A 21,811-nucleotide genomic window follows, 5' to 3' on the forward strand; every position below is an offset into this window, starting at 1 on the left:
CTTGACGGCAAAGCACTTTCACTTTGCTTTTAAGACGTTTGAGGCTTTCGGGGGCAATACGGATTTTGGTCTGTTGATTGCGCATTACGCTATCCCCTAAGATCCAGTAAGGCTTGCTTCACACTGCGCCAGTGTGCGATCAACCAGGGCTTGAGATCTTCCGTACGCATGCCATCAACTCCTGGTGCGCCGTGGTTTCTCATAACCTGTTGATACGCTCTTTGCATGTTGCTGCGTGCCACCACACGCTCAATAAGCGCGTGGTTCTCCGATTTCGTTTGCCCGACTGTCGCTGCATCTATTTCCGCACCAGCAAGCGCCATCCCCGGATACCGTCCGGTTTCTTCGCCGCTGGTCTTTCTTGCAAGAGCTTTTGCTGACTTCTGGCATAGCATCCAGACACCTCTCGATGTCTGTAGCCCTTGCGGGCACCATGCCAGATCTCCCCGGGTATTACGCACCCACCTTCACTGATGTCTGTCGGATCTACGTCATATCGTTTCCGTGTAAGTATTGGACTTTGATGATTTAGGACGCCTCATCCCAATACAACGCCTCACATCCGCTTGCTGTACGTCAGACCAGCGCTTTGCCTTTGGCTTCCTTCAGACTTGCAGTCGCCCACAAAGCCCTTGCCATTAGCTAACACTTCCCCTTACCGGGTGTGTAGAGGACTTTTACCTCCAAGTAAGTGCGCCCTGCCGGGCGCACCAATAAAAAAGGGATCTCGTGAGAGATCCCTTTGAACTTCACACGTCTAAAAGCAGGGCTTATGGGCGTGTGCCAGTTGGGAAGGGCCAAGCAGCAGCAGGATTCAACGTTGTTGAAGCAGCAACTTTTTTAGCCACGGGCTTTTTTACAGCCTTGCCCGCTTTCTTCGCAGCAGGTTTACTTACTTTTTTTTTGCTACTTTACGAGCTACTTTTTTAGCAGCAGGCTTCTTAGCAACAGCTTTTTTAGCTACTTTTTTAGCAGCAGGCTTCTTAGCAACAGCTTTTTTAGCTACTTTCTTAGCAGCAGGCTTCTTAGCAACAGCTTTTTTAGCTACTTTCTTAGCAGCAGGCTTCTTAGCGGCTACTTTTTTAGCTACTTTCTTAGCAGCAGGCTTCTTAGCGGCTACTTTTTTAGCAGCAGGCTTCTTAGCGGCTACTTTTTTCTTTGCAGCCGGTTTCTTTGCAGCAACTTTTTTCTTGGCGATTGCCATAGTAATGCTCCTTCACGTGAGGATTAATACAAACTACCGATTAAGAAGACCCGACCTATTCATTTCCACCTGGTTTTGCAACCATTTGGAGCCGACGAGCGAGCCATTCATCGGCGCGCGGCTTGATACTAAGTGCTGCACGCTAATGAATCCTGGAAAAAAGCCGTGGCCCCAAAGGACAACGGCTTCTTAAATTTGCTGGAAAAAATAGAGAGAGTAGCCCAGACACCCTTGGACAAGGGTTTTCGGATTTGAGTCTGGTTTTGCTGACTTTTAAAACTATCCAACCGTCTAATCTCCTATTTAGCCGGCCATGCGCTTTTACCTAACTACTTATTCCCAACTTAGCGCACCGCCAGTTTGATACTCAATAACGCGTGTCTCAAAAAAGTTTCTCTCTTTTTTCAGATCAATCATTTCTGACATCCATGGGAATGGATTCTCTTCATTTGGGAACATCGCGTCAAGTCCTATTTGCAAACATCTGCGATTACAGATGTATCTTAGGTACCCCTTGAACATCGGCGCGTTCAATCCGAGCACTCCACGAGGCATCGTATCCTCTGCATAACGGTACTCTAATTCCACTGCTTTTTCGAAGATCGCTTTGATCTCATCTTTGAACGCAGAAGTCCATAACTGCGGGTTCTCCAGCTTAATTTGATTAATTAAATCAATACCAAAATTGCAGTGCATAGACTCATCGCGCAGGATGTATTGATACTGCTCAGCAGCACCCGTCATTTTGTTTTGACGACCCATTGCAAGTATTTGCGTAAAACCAACATAAAAGAACAAACCTTCCATCACGCAAGCGAAAACGATGAGTGAACGGAGCAACATTTGATCAGTTTCTAATGTTCCAGTTTTGAAATTAGGGTCAGTTAAAACATCAATAAAGGGAATTAAGAACTGATCTTTGGCGCGAATAGACTCAATTTCGTTGTACGCGTTAAAGATTTCGCTCTGGTCTAAGCCCAAAGATTCGACAATATATTGATAGGCATGAGTATGAATTGCCTCTTCAAACGCCTGGCGCAATAGATATTGACGGCATTCTGGAGCAGTAATGTGGCGATAAGTACCTAAAACGATGTTGTTAGCCGCCAAAGAATCCGCAGTTGTGAAGAAACCCAGATTACGCTTAATGATGCGGCGCTCATCTTCAGTTAAGCCATTTGGATCTTTCCAAAGCGCGATATCGCGATTCATATTGATCTCTTGTGGCATCCAATGGTTTGCACAACCAGCTAAATACTTCTCCCAAGCCCACTTATATTTAAATGGGACCAACTGATTCACGTCAGTCTTAGCATTAATTACACGCTTATCAGCAGCGTTGACGCGCAAAGCTGCGCCACCAGATAAAGCCGCACTCGCAGTTGCTGCAGGTGCCGTAACTTGAGGGGCAATTGCGACCTCATCTGCTCGTGGGCGCTGTGGCTCTGCCACAACTGGTTGCTGCGCGAGACCCGCTTTCGCTAGTGCCGGCGCAACTTCTTCTTCCCAATTCAACATAACAATCTCCTAAATTCTTTTCTTTTATAAATCAGCAATCAAATTCTTACTGACAAGCTTCACATTCTTCAAATCCAGCATCACCAGGGCGCATTGTGCAAGCAGGGCCGTCTAATTCTTGCGCTGCTGCAGCATCCGTACCATTCACACCACCGCCACTGGATACAGAATTCAGCTGTCCGCTGGCAACAGTTGATTTCTCAACGTGCGTTGCAGCCATTGTGCGGAGGTAGTACGTAGTTTTCAGACCGCGTAACCAAGCCAACTTGTATGTGTCGTCCAATTTCTTACCAGATGCACCACCCATGTAGATATTGAGTGACTGCGCTTGGTCAATCCACTTCTGACGACGTGAAGCAGCCTCAACTAACCAGCTTGGCTCCACTTCAAATGCAGTAGCGTACAAATCGCGTAAATCCTGTGGAACACGATCAATTTTGGACAGAGTACCGTCAAAGTACTTTAAGTCCGCAATCATGACTTCATCCCAGAGGCCACGATCCTTCAAATCACGTACCAAGTACTCGTTTACTACAGTGAACTCACCTGAAAGGTTAGATTTCACGAACAAGTTCTGGAATGTCGGCTCGATACAGGCTGATACACCAATAATATTAGAAATCGTTGCAGTCGGTGCAATCGCCACACAGTTGGAGTTGCGCATACCGTTCTGCTTGATGCGGGCACGCAAACCATCCCAATTCATTGTGGAAGAGCTATCTACCTCAAGGTAACCACCGCGCTCTGCTGCCAACAAGGCTACTGAGTCTTGTGGAAGAATGCCGCGATCCCACAATGAACCTTTGTATGTACTGTAAACGCCGCGCTCTTCAGCCAGCTCATTAGACGCTTGATAAGCGTAGTAGCACACTGCTTCCATAGATGAATCTGCAAACTTCACTGCCTCATCGCTAGCGTAAGGGATACGTTGCATATGCAAGCAATCTTGGAAGCCCATGATGCCCATACCGACTGGACGATGCTTCAAGTTGGAGTTACGCGCTTTAGCAACAGCGTAGTAGTTGATATCAATCACGTTGTCCAGCATACGCATTGCAGTGCGAATGGTTTTCTGGAGCTTCTCGTGATCCAAAATCATCTTGCCAGATGCATCTGTAGTCATATGCGCTGTCAAGTTCACGGAACCTAAGTTACATACTGCGATTTCACTTTCATTTGTGTTCAGAGTAATCTCAGTACACAAGTTAGAAGAGTGAACTACACCGATGTGCTGTTGTGGGCTACGAATGTTGCAAGGATCTTTAAATGTGATCCATGGATGGCCAGTTTCAAACAACATACCCAACATCTTGCGCCACAATTGTTGCGCAGGAATGCGACGGAATGGTTTTAATTCACCAGCATCTGCTTTTTTCTCATAGGCAACATATGCCTCTTCAAAAGCCTTTCCGAATTTGTCATGCAAGTCAGGCGTATTTGAAGGTGAGAATAATGTCCACTCACCACCTTCCATCACACGCTTCATAAACAAATCTGGAATCCAGTTAGAAGTATTCATGTCGTGCGTACGGCGACGATCATCACCCGTGTTTTTACGCAGTTCGAGGAACTCTTCAATATCCAAATGCCATGTCTCTAGGTACGCACAAACTGCACCTTTACGCTTACCGCCTTGGTTTACGGCAACAGCTGTATCGTTCACTACTTTTAAGAAAGGTACAACACCCTGTGACTTACCGTTAGTACCTTTGATATGACTTCCCAAAGCACGAACGTTAGTCCAGTCGTTACCTAAACCACCGGCAAACTTAGACAAGAGTGCATTCTCTTTTAACGCTTCGTAGATGCCGTCAAGGTCATCATCCACCGTTGTTAAGTAGCAGCTTGATAACTGTGGACGTGTTGTTGCTGAGTTAAACAAGGTTGGTGTGCTGGACATGAAATCAAATGTAGACAGAATTTCATAGAACTCAATCGCACGACGCTCGCGATCCAACTCATTCAAAGATAAGCCCATTGCAACGCGCATAAAGAAAGCCTGTGGCATTTCAATGCGGCGATCTTCAATATGCAAGAAATAGCGGTCATACAAAGTTTGCAAACCGAGGTAGTTGAACTGCAAGTCACGGCTAGCATTCAATGCTGCAGCCAATCTTGGCAGGTCAAACTCACGCATACGTGGATCTAACAACTCAGCAGAAATACCCTCGTTAATGTACGTAGCGAAGTAAGTGCTGTACTCAGCTTGCATATCCCCCTGCAATACTTCGCGACCCAGAATTTCTTTACGAATCACGTGCATCAAGATGCGTGCTGTTACTTGACTGTACGCAGGATCTTTTTCAATCAATGTGCGTGATGCCAAAATTGCAGAGTCATACACTTGGGCCATCGGCACGCCATCATACAAATTCTTGATGGTTTCTGTGATGATCGGAGTTGCATCAATGTTGTTGCCGAGACCTTCACATGCCGCCTCAATAATGGTGCGCAAGGCAACCATATCCAACCACTTCTCTACACCGTTGTCAGTTACCTTGATGCCAGACTCACCAGCTTGAATTGCGGCTTGAGTTTCTTGAGTAATACCTTGTTGCGTTGCGCGCTCTTGATTACGTTTTTCACGATAAAGAACGTAGGCACGAGCAACGTTGTGCTCACCGCTACGCATCAATGCCAACTCAACCTGGTCTTGAATATCTTCAATATGGAAAGTGCCACCATTTGGGCGGCTACGCAACAAGGCACGTACTACTGCGTGAGTCAATTGCTCTACTTGTTCGCGAACGCTTGCAGAAGCTGCGCCCTGACCACCGTTAACCGCTAAAAATGCTTTTGTCACTGCAATGGCAATTTTGGATGGCTCAAATGCCACTACCGATCCATTTCGGCGAATGATTTTGTAGTCAGATAACTGGGTAGCCTGACCACCACCTACTCCACCAGCTACAAAGCCAGCAGATGGGGCTTGGTTCATGGCTTCAGAGGGGGTCATTCCTGGGTTATTTGTGCCGGCAGTCTGTCCTGCTGCCTGGGGGTTGGCATATGTCATATTTCTCCTGCTTATATATAGTTATTTTGGCAAAAATCGTTAAAAAACAATGGGGTATTGCTGTATTCAAACACTACATCTAGTGTCTCGAAGCGCATTTTGTACTAAGTATAGGGAAATATTCTGAATTTGGTAAGATATTTCTGACGAATATTTATAAGTATTTTTCCTAGGTATTCCAATAATTTAGGAGCTATTTTGGTGCGAAATTTGCCGCCCTTTTTAGGCAAAGGGCAAGAAAGTGAGCGTATGCTCACATACTACTTTGGAGCCCTAGCGGGGGTTTGAACCAAAGGGTAGTTTTTTGGCCGGAGTGTTGCTTTTAGTTTGGAACTTTTGCCAATTAAATTGAATTCCGGGATCTGTTTTTCTGCCAGGGGCAATATCGCTGTGCCCAGCAAATTGAAGATTGGGGTAAACAGCGCTTAATTGGGAAGTTAATTTGGCAAGAGCCGAATACTGAATATCCTCAAAAGGATGGTCACTATCACCCTCTAACTCAATGCCGATCGAGAAATCATTGCACTTTTCGCGACCCATGAAGGATGAAACACCAGCATGCCAGGCTTTGTTTTGGGTGGAGACAAATTGAAAAACCTCACCCTTACGTGAAATCAAGAAATGGCTGGATACCTTTTGATCAGCGATTTCTTCAAAATAGGGATGCAGCAATGAATCCAGCTTGTTTTGAAAAAAATCCACAATAAATTGGGTGGAACTGCGATCTACAAAACCGCCAGGTGGCAAGCTGATGTGATGAATCACCACCAAATCCGGTGCTGCAATACCTTCTGGTCGAAGATCTTGATTGGGTGAGCCTCGCCAAGCTGCAGAACCTATCCAACCCTGAGCATCCAAACTATTCAGGTGCTCTTGAGAACAGTAAAAGCGATCCTCTTGTTTGATTGCCTCAGATTTTGGAATGTGAACCGAACACTGTTGGCACTGGACAATCACTTCAGGCTCAGCAACCCTGCTGTGTTCAGCCTTGATCTTGGCAGCCTGCTCCGTATTGAGCTTTGCCTGTTTTTTCCCTTTTATCCAAAGGTACAAAACACCCGCTCCAGCAAAGAGGAGAAGCCATTTAATCAAAACGTCATGCTCTCTGAAGAATGACTTCCAAAACAAATCTACTGCCAACATAGGCTAGGAGCAAGGCAGTATATGCACTCAAGACCCAACGAACAGCTACGCGCCCACGCAAGCCGACGCTCCAACGCGCTATTAGGAGGCCAGAAAATAAGATCCAGGAGATCAACGCAAAGATGGTCTTGTGATCAAAAACAAGTGGCTTACCAAACAATGTTTGCGAAAAGAGCAATCCGGAAAATACAGTCAAGGTCAGAAGTGCAACACCCACATAGAGCAGATTAAAAAGTAAGCTTTCCATTGTCATTAAGGGTGGCAAATCCTCTAGCCAATGCGCTATCCGACTATTAGGGATGATGGCCAGCTGACGATGCAGCGCTCGATCCTGAATACTCATCAACATGGCATGCATCGCAGCCAAGCTCAACAGTCCAACTGAAATAGTGGCAACAATAAAGTGCCCCTTAAACCAAGGATCAGAGACAGCTTTTGGAGAAATCAGGGTGCCAGAGAAAATGGCGGGCAATGCGGAACAGATCAGCGCAAAACACAAAACCAACCAGCGCAAGCTGGAGATTGGTAAAAACCAAGACTGAAACCAATAAAAAGCGAGGCCAACCCAAGCGATCAGCGACAGATCCTGGGCAAAACCAAAAACGAATCCCTCTGGCGTAAAGACTGAGTCGTGCAACTGAATTCCATGTACCAGCAAAATCAACAGGATCAATGCCTGAACCAGGCCTGCAAAAGCCGGGGATTCGATTTTTCCCTTCGGCCGTGAACTTAAAAAGACCAAAAGAAACAAATAAAGTGCGGATGGGAGCCATCCCGAGCCTGAGTAACCTAAAATATCCATCTGGAAAGTCTAATCGATAAATGCTAGAGAATCTCACCGACCGCCTATCTCGTGTTGTTAAAACAATGCGGGGGCAAGCTCGCCTCACTGAAGCAAACACCGCAGAAATGCTGCGGGAGATCCGTCTGGCCTTACTGGAGGCTGACGTTGCGCTTCCTGTCGTTAAATCTTTACTAGAACAAATTAAATTTAAAGCCCTTGGCGAAGAAGTGGTTGGTAGCCTCAGCCCCGGCCAAGCGCTAGTAGGCGTTGTACAGCGTGAGCTTACTCAAGTCATGCGTGGCGATACCTCCCAAAGTGGTGAACTCAACCTAGCTACCCAACCACCAGCGGTAATTCTGATGGCTGGCTTGCAGGGTGCAGGTAAAACCACTTCAGTTGGTAAGTTGGCCAAGTTTTTGCAAGAGAAGAAGAAAAAGAAAGTCCTCACCGTTTCTTGTGACGTCTATCGTCCTGCGGCTATCGAGCAGCTAGAAACCGTCAGCAAACAAGTAGGTGCTGAATTCTTCCCAAGCAATATTAATCAAAAACCCAGTGAAATTGCCGCTGCCGCCTTAGATTGGGCGCGTCGTCATTATTTTGATGTGCTCTTAGTGGATACAGCAGGTCGTCTCGGTATTGATGAAGCGCTTATGCAAGAAATCAAAACCTTGCACGCTAATCTCAATCCAATTGAAACTTTGTTTGTAGTTGATGCCATGCTGGGTCAAGATGCCGTCAATACAGCCAAAGCTTTCCATGAAGCACTTCCACTGACCGGTGTAATCCTCACCAAGCTGGATGGTGATTCACGCGGCGGTGCCGCACTCTCCGTGCGTCAAGTTACCGGTGTACCACTCAAATTTATTGGTGTTGCCGAAAAGATGGATGGCCTCGAAGCATTCGATGCCGACCGCATGGCAAACCGTATTTTGGGTATGGGCGATATTCTTGCCTTGGTCGAACAAGCGCAGCAAAACGTCGATGCCGCTAAAGCAGAAAAATTAGCTAGCAAGATTTCTAAAGGTGGGTTTGATCTAGGTGACTTCCGCGATCAACTGGCGCAGATGCAACAGATGGGCGGCATGGCCAGCTTGATGGATAAGTTACCGAACCACATGGCACAAGCAGCCTCCAAAACCAATTTAAGTGCTGCTGATAAACAAACCCGGCGTATGCGCGGCATCATCGACAGCATGACGCCAAAGGAGCGTGCGAAACCTGAATTACTGAAGGCCACTCGCAAACGTCGCATTGCTGCTGGTGCAGGCGTCGAGGTTCAGGAAGTGAATCGCCTATTGGCGCAGTTTGAACAAATGCAAACCATGATGAAACAGTTCAAGGGCGGCAAGATGGCGCGCACCATGGCATCCATGGCCGCCAAGGGAGCCGCCAAAGGTATTGGCGGCCTCTTTAAAAAATAATAGTTAAAAAAGGATTGGTTTAAGAAACGAGTTTCTTAGCAGCATCAACCGCAGCAATCACCTTTGCTTTAATCTCTGCCAACGGAATATTTTCTGATTCAGCATCAGTACGGCCTTTAAATTCCACTTGCGCATCTGCGAGACCACGATCGCCAATCACCACGCGAAATGGAACGCCAATTAATTCCCAGTCAGCAAACATCGCACCCGGCCTTTCTCCACGATCATCGAGCACCACATCCACTCCAGCAGCCTGTAATTCATCATGCAATTGATCAGCAGCAGCTTTTACTGTCCCTGATTTGTCGTAGCCCATTGGACAGATCACCACCTCAAATGGCGCCATTGAAATCGGCCAAATAATTCCGCGCTCATCATTACCCTGCTCAATTGCAGCACCTAGCAAACGCGTCACGCCAATACCATAGCAACCCATTACCATCGGTTGCGCTTTGCCCTGTTGATCTAAGTAAGTGCAGCCCATTGCTTCGGAGTAACGCGTACCTAATTGAAATACATGGCCCACCTCAATACCACGACAGATATCGACGACACCTTTACCATCAGGAGAGGGATCACCGATTACAGCATTACGCAAATCCATTACTAAAGGCTCTGGCAAATCGCGGCCCCAGTTCACACCAGTTAAGTGATGGCCAGCATCATTAGCACCGCATACAAAGTCAGCCATATTGGCAACTGTACGATCTGCAACTATGGTTACATCAGCACTAACTCCGACAGGGCCCAAGTAGCCCGCTGGTGCATTACAGGCCTGTTTGATCTCAGACTCACTTGCAAAGCGGGATTCCGTCATACCAGGAATCTTGCTTGCCTTAATTTCATTGAGCTCATGGTCACCACGAACCAGCACCATAAATAATTTAGCAGGACCATCCTCTTGATCGGCAGCGAACAGTAATGACTTCACAGTCTGCTCTAGTGATAAGTTGAAAAACTTTGCCACGTCAGCACAGTTTGCTTGATCTGGTGTTGCGACCTTTGTCATTGCTTGAGTTGCAGCAACACGTGCGCCAATTAATGAGACTGATTCAGCAGCCTCTAGATTGGCAGCGTAATCCGAGTTCGGGCAATACACAATTGCGTCTTCACCGGTATCAGCAATCACATGAAACTCTTGACTACCTGATCCACCAATAGCGCCGTTATCTGCCGCTACTGCGCGGAACTTCAAACCCATACGTTTGAAAATTCGGGTGTACGCATCGAACATAATTTGGTAAGACTTCCTTAATCCTTCGGTATCGCGATCAAATGAATAAGCATCTTTCATGCTGAACTCGCGCCCACGCATAATTCCAAAACGTGGACGACGCTCATCTCGGAACTTCGTCTGAATTTGATAGAAATTCACTGGGAGCTGTTTGTAACTCTTGATTTCGTTACGCGCTAAATCGGTCACCACTTCTTCAGAGGTCGGCTGAATTAAAAAGTCACGGTCATGGCGATCTTTAATTCTGAGTAACTCTGGCCCCATCTTTTCCCAGCGACCGGTCTCTTGCCATAACTCCGCCGGTTGAATCATTGGCATGAGCAACTCAATGGCGCCAGCGCGATTCATTTCTTCGCGGATGATGTTTTCCACCTTACGAATGGACTTCAATCCCAAAGGTAAATAGTTGTAGATGCCAGCACTGAGCTTGCGAATTAAACCGGCACGCACCATAAGTTTGTGCGAAACCACCTCAGCGTCGGAGGGGGCTTCTTTTAGCGTGGCGAGAAATGACTGTGAAGCTTTCATGTATGGATATAATCAAATCATTGATTTTAAAGGATTTGAGGCACGATCTCATGCTTGACCGTGAAGGGTATCGACCCAATGTCGGCATAGTCCTCCTCAACAGCCATAACGAGGTTTTCTGGGGAAAACGCGTTGGGCAGCATTCGTGGCAGTTCCCGCAGGGCGGGATTCAGCATGGTGAGAGCCCAGAGCAGGCCATGTACCGCGAATTGCATGAGGAAGTTGGCTTGCTACCGGAACATGTCCAAATTATTGGACGAACCAGGGACTGGCTTCGTTACGACGTCCCTGAGGAGTTCTTGCGTCGCCAACATACCTCCAAAAATCATCGCGCAAGTTATCGCGGTCAAAAGCAAATCTGGTTTTTACTGCGTTTGGTGGGTCTAGATAGCGATATTCACTTACGTGCCACTGAACATCCAGAATTTGACGCCTGGCGCTGGGTTTCTTTTTGGATTCAACTAGACTCCGTTATTGATTTCAAGCGCGAAGTCTATCAATTAGCTCTTTCCGAACTTGCACGCTACCTGTCCCGCGGCATGGGTATACAACAACTTGCCTGGGGATCTCCGCTCGATCTATTTCAATCCCTTTATGGGAGCGAGGAAGATGAGACCAAAGAAGCAAAGCCTACTAATAAGCCATGATGAAACTCTCTATTTGCAGTCTTCGACTTTCCATCCTCGCCCTGGCTTTGGGCTTGGCCTTAGCAGGATGCGCCGGCGACTCTTTAGAAAGTGGAGTTGATCCTTTTGCACCAATGGTTTTCAAAGAGGGAGCGACAGCAATGCCGTTAAATCCTCCTAATAAAGCAACTATTCAGCCTTTTTACGTATCCCAACACACTATCTTTAAGTTTGCGGTAGATACAGACTCGATTTTGATTGGCAACGATGGCATCACGAGATATACCGTGATTCTGACTAGCCCAAATGGCAACAGCCAGGTTCAGTACGAAGGTATCCGCTGCGACTCTTTCCAATGGCGCCTCTATGGCACTTTTGAAAATGGTGCATGGCAAGAAAATCCATTGTCTACTTGGCGCGCCATCCAAAGCAATGTACCCAATCGCTATCAAGCCGCTTTAGCTCAAGGTGCTTTTTGTAACTTTAGCTCTCAAGAAAAGAATATTAAGACCGTTATTAATTCGCTCAATCCAAATGGATTTACTGGGCAGACAAAACCAACTAATTCATTTGGCGTAGTTAACTAGAGTAAGTATTGATTAAGTTTTGACGCTTAAGCAGCGGTCAGGCAAGTACCAATTTTCTCGCCACCCATCAAGCGAGTGAGAACCTGAGGCTCGCACCCAGAGGCAATGACAGTCGCAGCACCCGTTTGCGCAGCAACTTTAGCAGCCAAGACTTTAGTCAGCATGCCGCCCTTACTGAGTTCACTAGCGGCACCGCCAGCCATTTTTTCCAAAGCGGGATCGCCAGCAATCGCATCACTCAAAAGAGTGGCGGAAGTATCTTGACGCGGATCGGCAGTAAACAATCCACCTTGATCAGTCAGAATTACTAATAAATCTGCATGGATTAGATTCGTTACTAAAGCGGCCAAGCTGTCGTTATCGCCAAATTTAATTTCATCAGTAACTACGGTATCGTTTTCATTGATGATTGGAACAACACCGAGCTTTAGCAACGTATCTAAAGTTGCCTTGGCGTTAGCATTACGCTCAGCATGCGCTAAGTCTGCATTAGTTAATAGCACTTGGGCGCTGCGTAAATTAAAGCGCGCAAAACAACTTTCATAAACCTGCACTAATCCCATCTGGCCAACTGCAGCTGCAGCTTGCAGTTGATGAATTTCTGTAGGACGCTTACTCCACCCAAGACGTTGCATGCCCTCAGCAATCGCACCAGAACTCACCATCAATACCTCATGGCCAGCAGCTAACAAGGCAGCCATTTGCTCTGCCCACATGCCGATTGCAGCACGATCCAAGCCTTCGCCATTATTGGTGACTAGACTTGAACCCACCTTCACTACGATTCTTTTAGCTTTCTGAGTATTCATATCAAATGCGGATCTCAAATGACTGCTGCTTAATCTGGAGTTTTATCTTCTGGCTGAGCTTGCTCTTGATAACGTGGATCAGCAGCACGCTCATCTTCATCATCCCTATCTTTACGAATAGAGTCTAAATAATCCTGCAATGAGTAGCACAGCTTATCGCAACCCAAACCTGTTAAAGCGGAAATCTCAAAAACAGGACCCTTCCACTTAAACCGTTTAATAAAGTCCGCAACTACTTTCTTGCGATCTTCCTCGGGAATCATGTCGACTTTGTTCAACACCAACCAACGTGGCTTTTCAACCAGAGCTTCATCGTACTTACGTAACTCATTCACAATAGCAACAGCATCTGCTACCGGATCAATATTGTCATCAAATGGAGCGATGTCAACTAAATGCAACAGCACACCGGTACGCTGCAAGTGCCTTAAGAAACGATGACCTAGTCCAGCACCTTCTGCAGCACCTTCAATCAATCCTGGAATATCGGCAATCACAAAGCTACGCTCAGCACCTACACGCACCACACCTAAATTTGGGTGCAAGGTTGTAAACGGATAATCTGCAATCTTTGGACGCGCGTTAGATACCGCGGTAATCAAAGTCGATTTACCGGCATTAGGCATACCCAGCAAACCAACGTCAGCCAATACTTTTAATTCGAGCTTGAGCTTACGACGCTCGCCTTCTTTACCATTCGTCTTTTGGCGAGGAGCGCGGTTCGTACTACTCTTAAAGTGAATATTTCCCCAACCACCAACACCACCTTGCGCCAAACAAAGACGTTCGCCGTGGGTAGTTAAGTCAGCAATTGGTTCACCAGTTTCATAATCAGAAATAATGGTGCCAACTGGCATACGCAACTCAATATCGTCGCCTGCGCGACCATAACAATCAGCACCGCGACCAGGCTCACCATTTTTTGCAGTGTGCGTTTTAGCGTAGCGATAGTCAATCAAGGTGTTGATATTGCGATCAGCAGTAGCCCAGACGCTTCCGCCTTTGCCACCATCGCCACCGTCAGGACCACCGAATTCGATAAACTTTTCGCGGCGCATGGAGGCACTCCCGGCGCCACCTTGGCCAGCTATGACTTCAATACGAGCTTCGTCTATAAATTTCATGAATAAAAAAGGCCTCGCTTAGCGAGGCCTGTTCCTAAGAGTTAAATTCGGAATAAATCTGAATCAAACGTGTCTCAGTCAGGCGTCTTATGAACGCGGGAGAACTGAAACCTGGGCCTTCTTCAAAGCACCCTTGACGCCAAATTCCACTTGTCCGTCAACTAAGGCAAACAAAGTGTGATCTTTACCAATACCAACGTTCATACCCGGATGTACTCGTGTACCACGTTGACGAATGATGATGCTGCCAGCGTTGATTTGCTCGCCGCCGAAAACTTTAACGCCTAAGCGTTTCGATTCTGAGTCGCGGCCATTTCGTGTCGAGCCGCCGCCTTTTTTCTGTGCCATATCTTTCTCCTGCTATTTAGCCGTTAGCCTAAATTAGGCTTTAATCGTGTTAATCAGAATTTCTGTGTAATTCTGACGATGGCCTTGGTGCTTTTGATAATGCTTGCGACGGCGCATCTTAAAGATTGTCACTTTATCGTGACGTCCCTGGGAGACGACAGTGGCCATCACAGCTGCACCATTAACCAATGGATCACCCAATTTGAGTGAAGCGCCTTCGCCTACGGCTAAGACTTGGTCAAGAGTGATTTCGCTGCCGATTTCCGCTGGTATCTGTTCTATTTTCAATTTTTCGCCTGCAGCAACTTTATACTGTTTGCCACCGGTTTTTATGACCGCGTACATGGTTTGAAACCTCAATTAATATCTACATTTAAGCTAATCCACCCTGGATGAGCTAAGCCGATTATTATATCTTGCATGACGAGCACTGTCAAAATCAATGAATTAAGCCAAATATTGGCCCCAATTGCCTTAGATTTCAAGGCCTTAGATGAAGTTATTCGCCTACGATTAGCCTCAAAAGTCGCTTTAATTGACCAAATCTCCACTTACATAATCCAGGCAGGCGGAAAACGGGTTCGACCAGCTCTTTTGCTCTTGGTAAGCAAGGCCTTAGCCAACGGTCAAGAAACTCCCCATGCCCTAGAACTGGCGGCCGTTGTGGAATTTATTCATACAGCCACCCTGCTACATGATGATGTTGTAGATGAATCGACACTGAGAAGGGGTCGTGAGACGGCCAACGCCGCTTTTGGTAATGCTGCAAGCGTGCTGGTAGGCGATTTTCTTTACTCCAGAGCCTTTCAGATGATGGTGGGACCCAATGACCTGCGGGTAATGGAAATCCTATCCGATGCAACCAATACGATTGCCGAGGGAGAGGTTTTACAGCTCCTCAATATGAACGACCCCGAAGTAGACGAAGAAAGCTATCTGCGGGTGATTCGCTATAAAACCGCTAAGTTATTTGAAGCATCTACAGAACTTGGAGCAATTTTGGCCGGCACTGATGCCAGACAAAGAGAGCAGTCCGCAGCATTTGGGCGCCATATTGGCACCGCCTTCCAATTAATGGATGATCTTCTCGATTACACCGCCGATGCCTCCCAAATGGGGAAAAATGCTGGCGATGATTTAAGGGAGGGTAAGCCCACATTGCCGCTCATTTACCTGCTTGAAAATGGCAGTACTGAAGAACGCTTACTGGTTCGTGCCGCAATCGAACAAAATCAAGATTTACCGGATGATGTATTCCAGCAGATTCTGAGCGCAGTTCAAAATTCTGGCGCTTTGGATTACACCCAAGCTGCCGCGAAAAGAGAAGTTGATTTAGCGCTCGAATGTCTCAAAGACTTCCCTGCAAACGAGGCCACCTTAGCGTTACATGCCTTGTGCAAGTACTCTTTGTCTAGACAGGCCTAAGTACCAACACTCTTTACCCTGATATCGCGCGCAGTGATGCGCGCTTTTTCCGCCTCTTCACGCAAGCGCACAATTTCCTCAGCAGTAAATCGTTCAAGATTGGAATAATCTAGCTTCCAAGAAGGATCGGGGGCTCAAACCAAAGGGGGCTGCACGGTTGTTCGAGGACCTGGCGCACTTTCAAGTAAACGCAGAGCCAATTCAAAATTGGAGTCTTGCGCTTCAATGTTGCTAGGAAGCGCTGCGGCATTACCCAGCGGAAAGTCACTAAAGAGTAAACGTGGGGCACCGCAATACTCCACAATATCTTTTGCCGCACCCATGATGACTGTTGGGATGCCAGCAGCCTCCAAATAACGCGCTAACAAACTTTGGCTTTGGTGACAGATGGGGCAATTCGGGATCAATACAGCAAGGTCAACCTGATCCGCGCGCATCTTGCTGAGGATCAACCCCGCATCAATCTCCAGAGTATGACGTTGACTGCGATTAGTTGGCAGCCCGTAAAAATGTTTAGAGAGAGATTGAATACGCCCACTTGCAACGGCCCGTTTCGCCGCATCCAATGGAAACCAGCAATTGCTGTCCAGCATGTTGGCATTGCGCCTATCAATACCAACATGCGCAATACGCAAGTCAGCATCTTCGTTAATTGATCGACTATAGGGGTCATAAAACTTAGCGGCTACGTTGTATGGCGCACCAGGTCCTTGAGGACCTTTGTTGATGTCAAAAGGTACCGCAACCAAACATACGGCGTCTGATACCCCAATCCAAGATAGTAATTACGAGTGCGCTCAATATAGCGAACTGGCTGATCCAATTCAGGTGCAAATAGCAATTCAGAATTCTTGGTCATCAATCCATCCCTGTAAGATATTGCTTATCAAATATTAACTATCTGGAGAATTCATTATGGCTCAATGGCTCAGGTTTCAACATCAAGGCAAATCTGGTTTGGGGCAAGTCCAGGGCAATCACATTGCCGTGTACACCGGCGACCTTTTTAATAATCCCCAAGCAACTGGTGAGACATTAAAGCTATCTGATGTCACGATCGATATCCCATGCACCCCTTCGAAAATGGTTGCCATGGTTGATAACTTTCATGCTCTTGTCACTAAGCTTGAGCATGCGGTACCAGCTGAGCCTTTGTATTTTCTGAAGGGCAATAATTCTTTCTTGGCAGCCAATCAAATAATTCGCACACCAAAGTCCTACTCTGGAAAAGTTGTTTATGAAGGTGAGCTCGGAATCGTTATTGGTAAAGCATGCCATGAGGTAGACGAGGCACAAGCAGCTGCTGCAATTTTTGGTTACACCTGCATTAACGATGTCACTGCAATTGAGATTTTGAATCGCGATCCTGGATATGCACAGTGGACACGCTCTAAGAGCTTTAATACCTTTGGCGTCTTTGGTCCCTACATTACTACTGATATAGATCCAAGCAAGTTAACAATTAAAACCATTTTGAATGAGCAAGAGCGTCAAAACTATCCCATCACTGATATGATTTTCCCGCCAGCAAAATTGGTCAGCCTGATATCTCAAGATGTTCCACTACAAGCTGGCGACATCATCGCTTGCGGTACCTCTGTTGGCGTTGGCTCAATGAAACCCGGCAGCAATGTCAGCATCATTATTGAGGGTGTTGGACGCTTAGATAATCGTTTTGAATAAGCAATCTAACTCTCTGATCTAAAACTAAGACCAAAAAAGCAAAAACCCTCACCATGATTAGTGGTGGGGGTTTTTTAATGCTTAATTACTTTAAATAGTGAATCTCAATACTTCTTTAGATTCTTAGTAACCAGAAACAGATGGCAAAGCCAAACTTCCTTTGGAGGCCTGAACATTTTCATCAAGGTATTTCGTCAACGCAAAGACCGTGTTGAGGCAAGGCGTCGGTGTTTCTGTAATCTTGCCAAGCTCAATCACAGAACCCAATAGGGCATCAATCTCTAAGCTACGTCCTGCTTCTAAGTCTTGCAACATCGATGTTTTGTGTTTACCTACTTTTTCAGCGCCAGCAATACGACGCTCAATATCCACACGGAAAGTCACGCCCAATTTCTCGGCAATCGTTTGCGCTTCAGCCATCATGTTGCGAGCTAACTCTTTAGTGAGTGGATATTGGCAAATACCCTCCAAGGTTCCGTGAGTCAAAGAACTGATTGGATTAAAGGTCATGTTGCCCCACAACTTCAACCAAATCTCAGAGCGAATATCTTCAAGGATTGGCGACTTAAATCCAGCAGCCGACATCATTTCAGAGATCTTCTGAATACGGTCAGTCTGCTTACCATCCAATTCACCCAATGGGAAACGATTACCTTCAACGTGACGAATCACACCGGGAGCTTGAGTAAATGTTGCTGGATACACTACGCAACCAATGATGTTGTTTGGATTAATTGCCTTCTTAGCAACACCACCAGCGTCGACTGTTTCAACGGAGTGATCTTGATAGTCACCACCTAACTTCTGGAAGTACCACCAAGGAATTCCGTTTTGCATCGGAATCAAAATAGTTTCTGGGCCCATGATTGCTGCGAGATCTTCAATGATCGGCTCAACCTGATGCGCCTTCACAGCCAAGATCACCACATTTGGTGTTTCCGCATCCCGAATTTTTTCAACTGCTTTTACCTGTGCCACTAAAGGCTCAGGCTGGTCATCCATAATTAATGCGAGGCCACGCTCGTTAATCGCAGCTAATGTGGCACCACGAGCAACTACCGTAACGTCATTGCCAGCTCGCGCCAACATGACAGCAAGGTAACCGCCAATAGCGCCCCCTCCACCGATCACGCAGATTTTCATAAGAACTCCATCAAGATAAAAAATTTTGTATTAGTGTCATATTAGAGGAGAATATTTTGCGGTGCAACAAAATATTAATGCTTAGTTTTTAGGCGCTTATTGAACTACTTGGTGTCAGTTCGCTCTTAACTGAGCTCTAGGAATCAATCCACCCAAAAGCATGCCCACGATACTGGCTAAAAGCCCAGCCAATTGCGGCGGAAGAATGGAGGTGGGTGCCAGAGTTTCGCAGCCAATCCAAACGGCAAGCCCACTTAGTACTGCCAATAAGCCGCCAAGGGAATTGGCTTTTGACCAATACACCCCAAAAGCCAGCGGTACGAAAGCGGCAACTAAGGTCACTTTGTAGGCATTCTCAACCATCTTAAAGATAGATAAATGGGAGTTAATCGCAAAGAAAGTAATCACTACCGCAAAACAAAGTACGGTGATGCGCATTACTTTTAATAGGTCCCTGTCGGAAAGATGCTTAAAGAAGCCTCTCACAATATTTTCAGCGAAGGTGACTGAAGGGGCGAGCAAAGTAGCGCTGGCACAACTCTTAATCGCCGATAGCAAAGCACCAAAGAACATCACCTGTGCAATCAGTGGCGCATGATTGAGAATCAGCTTGGGCAAAATCATTTGCGGGTCTGTATCAAGATACCATTTCACTAAATCGGGGCTAATAATGGTCGCTGAATAGGCCAGATATAGCGGAACAAATGCAAATATGAAATACAGCACGCCACCCAATAACGCTGCTTGCACTGCAATGTTGACGTTCTTAGATGAAGTAATCCGCTGAAATACATCTTGCTGTGGAATAGAGCCCAGCATCATGGTGCATAAGGCAGCCACGAAGCCCAAGATAGAGGCGAGATTCAGATCTGGCCAGAAGTTGGAGAACTGTCCAGCGGCGGCGGCATGCTCTAAGACAACGCCAACGCCGCCAGTCTGAACCGTCATCTCGCCACCAATGTAAAGCATGCCCACCACAATGATGATCATCTGAATGAAATCGGTAATAGCTACAGACCACATGCCGCCAAAGAGTGTGTAAATCAACACGCTACCAGCACCAATTAACATACCGCCCGTTTGAGAAATGCTGCCTTCAGACACGACGTTGAAAACGAGACCCAAGGCTTTGATCTGAGCAGCCACCCACCCCAAATAGGAAACCACAATGCAAAGGGTCACCAAAACCTCAACAGTACGACCATATTTTTCTCTAAAGAAATCGCCAATCGTCAGCATCCGGCGGTTGTAGAGATGGCGAGCAAAAAAGAGTCCAACCAGAATCAGGCACATGGAAGATCCAAAAGGGTCGGATACGATTCCGCCAAGCCCTTCTTTTAAGAAAGTAGCCGGGATGCCTAAAACGGTTTCAGAGCCAAACCAGGTAGCAAAGACTGTAGCGGTAACGATAGGCAAAGGAAGGCTATGGCCTGCTGCGGCAAAGTCAGCAGTGTTTTTGACCCGTAGCGCAGCCCAAAGACCAATACCTACAGATGCCACCCAATAGATGATGACAAACCAAATCAACATCGCCTAATTTCTCCTTCAGGAATTTGGTCAAATTATATGGCCTTGTTACTTATGGCATTTAATCAATAAGAGCCAAATGTGGGCGGGCTGGTCTGACATAATTCATGGGTGAATTCCACCATACATCCAAAAGAGAACATCAATAGCGATCTAGCCTATCAAAAGGCGATTTTGGGTTCGGTATCGCGTACTTTTGCACTCACCATCCCCCTCCTACCCCCAGCAATTGAGGTCGTGGTTGGCAATACCTATTTACTGTGTCGAATTGTCGACACCATCGAAGATGCGGCCGAACTCAGTGCAACAGAGAAGCAAAATCTATCTAAACTATTTTTAGAGGCGGTTCTAGGCATGATTCCGGTAAAGGATTTTGTGAGTCCCTGCCTAGATGCGCTAAAGGGTTACTCCAATGTCGATGAGCTCGATTTAATTGCGCATACCCCCACCGTTCTTCGTATTCTGCATACCTTCCCCGATAAAGATCAGACAGCAATTAGTCGTTGCGTTTCAATCATGTCCGATGGCATGTCCCATTTCCATGGAAGACAAACGCAAGCAGGACTAAAAGACCTCTCAGAATTTGAGCAGTATTGCTATGTGGTGGCTGGGGTAGTTGGTGAACTACTCACCAGCGTCTTTAGCAACTACTCCATTCAGTTTGCAAAGCAGATTAAAGGGCATGAGGAGTTAGCCATCGCCTTTGGTCAGACTCTACAAATGACCAATATTCTGAAAGACTCGCCAGAAGATCATGCACGCGGGGTCTCCTGGAAACCAGCATCAATGAGTCAAAGCGAGCTACTCAAGATTGCTTACCAAAAACTAAAAGACTCTATGAGCTACATTCTTCTGATTCCAGAAAATGAAATAGGCATTAGACGATTCTGCTTTCTTGCTTTTGGTCTTGCAGTCATGACGCTTGAAAAAATTGCCGCTAGAAAAGAATTTAGCAATAAATCTGAGGTGAAGCTTTCTAGAAATACCGTTTGGGTGTTCTATGCCTTTACAAAAATTGCAACTAGCAATCCATCCCTGATGAAAGCATTCTTTTACGCAACATCTAAGCAACTCAGAAAACTGTCGGCAAAGAATTTTTAAAGCGCACCCTCATGCTTCAAGAGCCAAATTTTGATCTGGCGATAAAAACCGGGAGCATCTTCTTTCATAAAACCCCCAAGACCTTGTGCTGAAATAATCCGATGGCACGGGGTTACCAAAGGGTATGGGTTTGCGCCGCAAGCGGTACCAACTGCACGCGGGCCACTTTTAATGATTTTTGCGATCTCACCATAGGTACTTGTCTTCCCTACCCCAATACCTTGAGTGGCATTCCATACCTTTTGTTGATGGACGGTTCCTGCAGGCTTCAGCGGAAGATCAAATACCGATAAAGCGTCATTAAAGTATTGATTGCATTGTTTTAAGAAAGCTTTTGCCAATGCATTCCTTGGAGGAATTAAGGCGGCACCTGAGGGGAGGTAATCGATTTTTGAAATCATCAAACTACCATCGACTAACTCCGTTTGCACGCCTAGGCACCCAAAAGGGGCGGATATCACGCAATACTCAGTTGATGTTGGAGTGGGCATGAAGAAGATTCTGACACATATTGAGGGATAAATTCAGACAGGATTCCGAGATGGCTATAGCTAGTGAAATGGCACTTTGCTATATTGGTTGCTCCTTATTCT

General features: G+C 46.4%; 18 protein-coding genes and 2 pseudogenes. 6 read left to right on the top strand and 14 right to left on the bottom strand.

Features of this window, described 5'->3' with window-relative positions; all coding sequences use genetic code 11:
• Positions 1-770 precede the first annotated feature (770 nt).
• From ACIQZ3_RS01675 to ACIQZ3_RS01695, 5 genes and pseudogenes are all read right to left on the bottom strand, one after another.
• A pseudogene (locus ACIQZ3_RS01675) lies at positions 771-1,204 on the bottom strand (histone).
• Positions 1,205-1,537: 333 nt separating this feature from the next.
• Positions 1,538-2,722 (bottom strand): ribonucleotide-diphosphate reductase subunit beta, encoded by a 1,185-nt coding sequence (locus ACIQZ3_RS01680; RefSeq protein ID WP_397389852.1) that lies wholly within the window; start codon positions 2,720-2,722, stop codon positions 1,538-1,540.
• 46 nt (positions 2,723-2,768) lie between these two features.
• A complete protein-coding gene (locus tag ACIQZ3_RS01685) occupies positions 2,769-5,735 on the bottom strand; it encodes a ribonucleoside-diphosphate reductase subunit alpha (RefSeq protein ID WP_397389853.1) in 2,967 nt (988 codons plus the stop codon).
• 273 nt (positions 5,736-6,008) lie between these two features.
• The gene (ampD, locus tag ACIQZ3_RS01690) at positions 6,009-6,878 is read right to left on the bottom strand and encodes a 1,6-anhydro-N-acetylmuramyl-L-alanine amidase AmpD (protein ID WP_397389854.1); all 870 of its coding nucleotides are present in this window, start codon (positions 6,876-6,878) and stop codon (positions 6,009-6,011) included.
• Positions 6,832-7,515, bottom strand: a complete 684-nt coding sequence (locus ACIQZ3_RS01695) for an inner membrane protein YpjD (protein WP_397389855.1) — start codon at positions 7,513-7,515, stop codon at positions 6,832-6,834. Before ACIQZ3_RS01695 ends, ampD begins: the two co-directional genes overlap by 47 nt.
• A 185-nt stretch (positions 7,516-7,700) precedes the next feature.
• On the opposite strand from ACIQZ3_RS01695, the gene ffh reads away from it, so the two are divergent.
• On the top strand, positions 7,701-9,083 hold the full coding sequence (gene ffh / locus ACIQZ3_RS01700) for a signal recognition particle protein (RefSeq protein WP_397389856.1): 1,383 nt from the start codon (positions 7,701-7,703) through the stop codon (positions 9,081-9,083).
• 19 nt (positions 9,084-9,102) lie between these two features.
• Here the strand turns inward: ffh and ACIQZ3_RS01705 are convergent, their stop codons facing one another.
• Positions 9,103-10,845, bottom strand: coding sequence for a proline--tRNA ligase (locus ACIQZ3_RS01705; protein WP_397389857.1), 1,743 nt, complete (start codon positions 10,843-10,845; stop codon positions 9,103-9,105).
• A 50-nt stretch (positions 10,846-10,895) separates the two neighbouring features.
• Here ACIQZ3_RS01705 and ACIQZ3_RS01710 point away from each other — a divergent pair, with 50 nt between their 5' ends.
• Together ACIQZ3_RS01710 and ACIQZ3_RS01715 are read left to right on the top strand one after the other, a co-directional pair.
• On the top strand, positions 10,896-11,492 hold the full coding sequence (locus ACIQZ3_RS01710) for an RNA pyrophosphohydrolase (RefSeq protein WP_397389858.1): 597 nt from the start codon (positions 10,896-10,898) through the stop codon (positions 11,490-11,492).
• Complete coding sequence (locus ACIQZ3_RS01715) at positions 11,492-12,058, top strand: CNP1-like family protein (RefSeq protein ID WP_397389859.1); 567 nt, start codon at positions 11,492-11,494, stop codon at positions 12,056-12,058. The genes ACIQZ3_RS01710 and ACIQZ3_RS01715 overlap by 1 nt, the downstream gene beginning before the upstream one ends.
• A 32-nt stretch (positions 12,059-12,090) precedes the next feature.
• Here the strand turns inward: ACIQZ3_RS01715 and proB are convergent.
• From proB to rplU, 4 genes and pseudogenes are all read right to left on the bottom strand, one after another.
• Positions 12,091-12,867 (bottom strand): annotated as a pseudogene (proB, locus tag ACIQZ3_RS01720) (glutamate 5-kinase); the annotation flags it as partial.
• A gap of 29 nt (positions 12,868-12,896) precedes the next feature.
• Positions 12,897-13,991, bottom strand: a complete 1,095-nt coding sequence (obgE, locus tag ACIQZ3_RS01725; RefSeq protein ID WP_397389860.1) for a GTPase ObgE — start codon at positions 13,989-13,991, stop codon at positions 12,897-12,899.
• An 87-nt stretch (positions 13,992-14,078) separates the two neighbouring features.
• Complete coding sequence (gene rpmA, locus ACIQZ3_RS01730) at positions 14,079-14,339, bottom strand: 50S ribosomal protein L27 (protein WP_015420374.1); 261 nt, start codon at positions 14,337-14,339, stop codon at positions 14,079-14,081.
• 33 nt (positions 14,340-14,372) lie between these two features.
• Positions 14,373-14,684, bottom strand: coding sequence for a 50S ribosomal protein L21 (gene rplU / locus ACIQZ3_RS01735; RefSeq protein WP_041484800.1), 312 nt, complete (start codon positions 14,682-14,684; stop codon positions 14,373-14,375).
• Between the two features lie 75 nt (positions 14,685-14,759).
• Here rplU and ACIQZ3_RS01740 point away from each other — a divergent pair, with 75 nt between their 5' ends.
• Positions 14,760-15,764, top strand: coding sequence for a polyprenyl synthetase family protein (locus ACIQZ3_RS01740; protein WP_397389861.1), 1,005 nt, complete (start codon positions 14,760-14,762; stop codon positions 15,762-15,764).
• A gap of 134 nt (positions 15,765-15,898) precedes the next feature.
• Here the strand turns inward: ACIQZ3_RS01740 and ACIQZ3_RS01745 are convergent, their stop codons facing one another.
• A complete protein-coding gene (locus ACIQZ3_RS01745; RefSeq protein ID WP_397389862.1) occupies positions 15,899-16,513 on the bottom strand; it encodes a hypothetical protein in 615 nt (204 codons plus the stop codon).
• A gap of 166 nt (positions 16,514-16,679) precedes the next feature.
• On the opposite strand from ACIQZ3_RS01745, the gene ACIQZ3_RS01750 reads away from it, so the two are divergent.
• Positions 16,680-17,447, top strand: coding sequence for a fumarylacetoacetate hydrolase family protein (locus ACIQZ3_RS01750; protein ID WP_397389863.1), 768 nt, complete (start codon positions 16,680-16,682; stop codon positions 17,445-17,447).
• Between the two features lie 123 nt (positions 17,448-17,570).
• On the opposite strand, the gene ACIQZ3_RS01755 is transcribed toward ACIQZ3_RS01750, so the two are convergent.
• Positions 17,571-18,590, bottom strand: coding sequence for a 2-dehydropantoate 2-reductase (locus ACIQZ3_RS01755; RefSeq protein ID WP_397389864.1), 1,020 nt, complete (start codon positions 18,588-18,590; stop codon positions 17,571-17,573).
• A gap of 114 nt (positions 18,591-18,704) precedes the next feature.
• On the bottom strand, positions 18,705-20,120 hold the full coding sequence (locus tag ACIQZ3_RS01760; RefSeq protein WP_397389865.1) for a sodium:solute symporter family protein: 1,416 nt from the start codon (positions 20,118-20,120) through the stop codon (positions 18,705-18,707).
• A 108-nt stretch (positions 20,121-20,228) separates the two neighbouring features.
• Here ACIQZ3_RS01760 and ACIQZ3_RS01765 point away from each other — a divergent pair, with 108 nt between their 5' ends.
• Positions 20,229-21,218, top strand: a complete 990-nt coding sequence (locus ACIQZ3_RS01765) for a squalene/phytoene synthase family protein (RefSeq protein ID WP_397389866.1) — start codon at positions 20,229-20,231, stop codon at positions 21,216-21,218.
• On the opposite strand, the gene ACIQZ3_RS01770 is transcribed toward ACIQZ3_RS01765, so the two are convergent.
• Positions 21,215-21,709: a methylated-DNA--[protein]-cysteine S-methyltransferase gene (locus ACIQZ3_RS01770; protein ID WP_397389867.1), complete on the bottom strand. Its 495-nt coding sequence runs from the start codon at positions 21,707-21,709 to the stop codon at positions 21,215-21,217. The two genes, ACIQZ3_RS01765 and ACIQZ3_RS01770, sit on opposite strands and share 4 nt — an antisense overlap.
• Between the last annotated feature and the right edge of the window lie 102 nt (positions 21,710-21,811).

The sequence above is a fragment of the Polynucleobacter sp. genome (assembly GCF_044342855.1).
Taxonomy (GTDB): domain Bacteria; phylum Pseudomonadota; class Gammaproteobacteria; order Burkholderiales; family Burkholderiaceae; genus Polynucleobacter.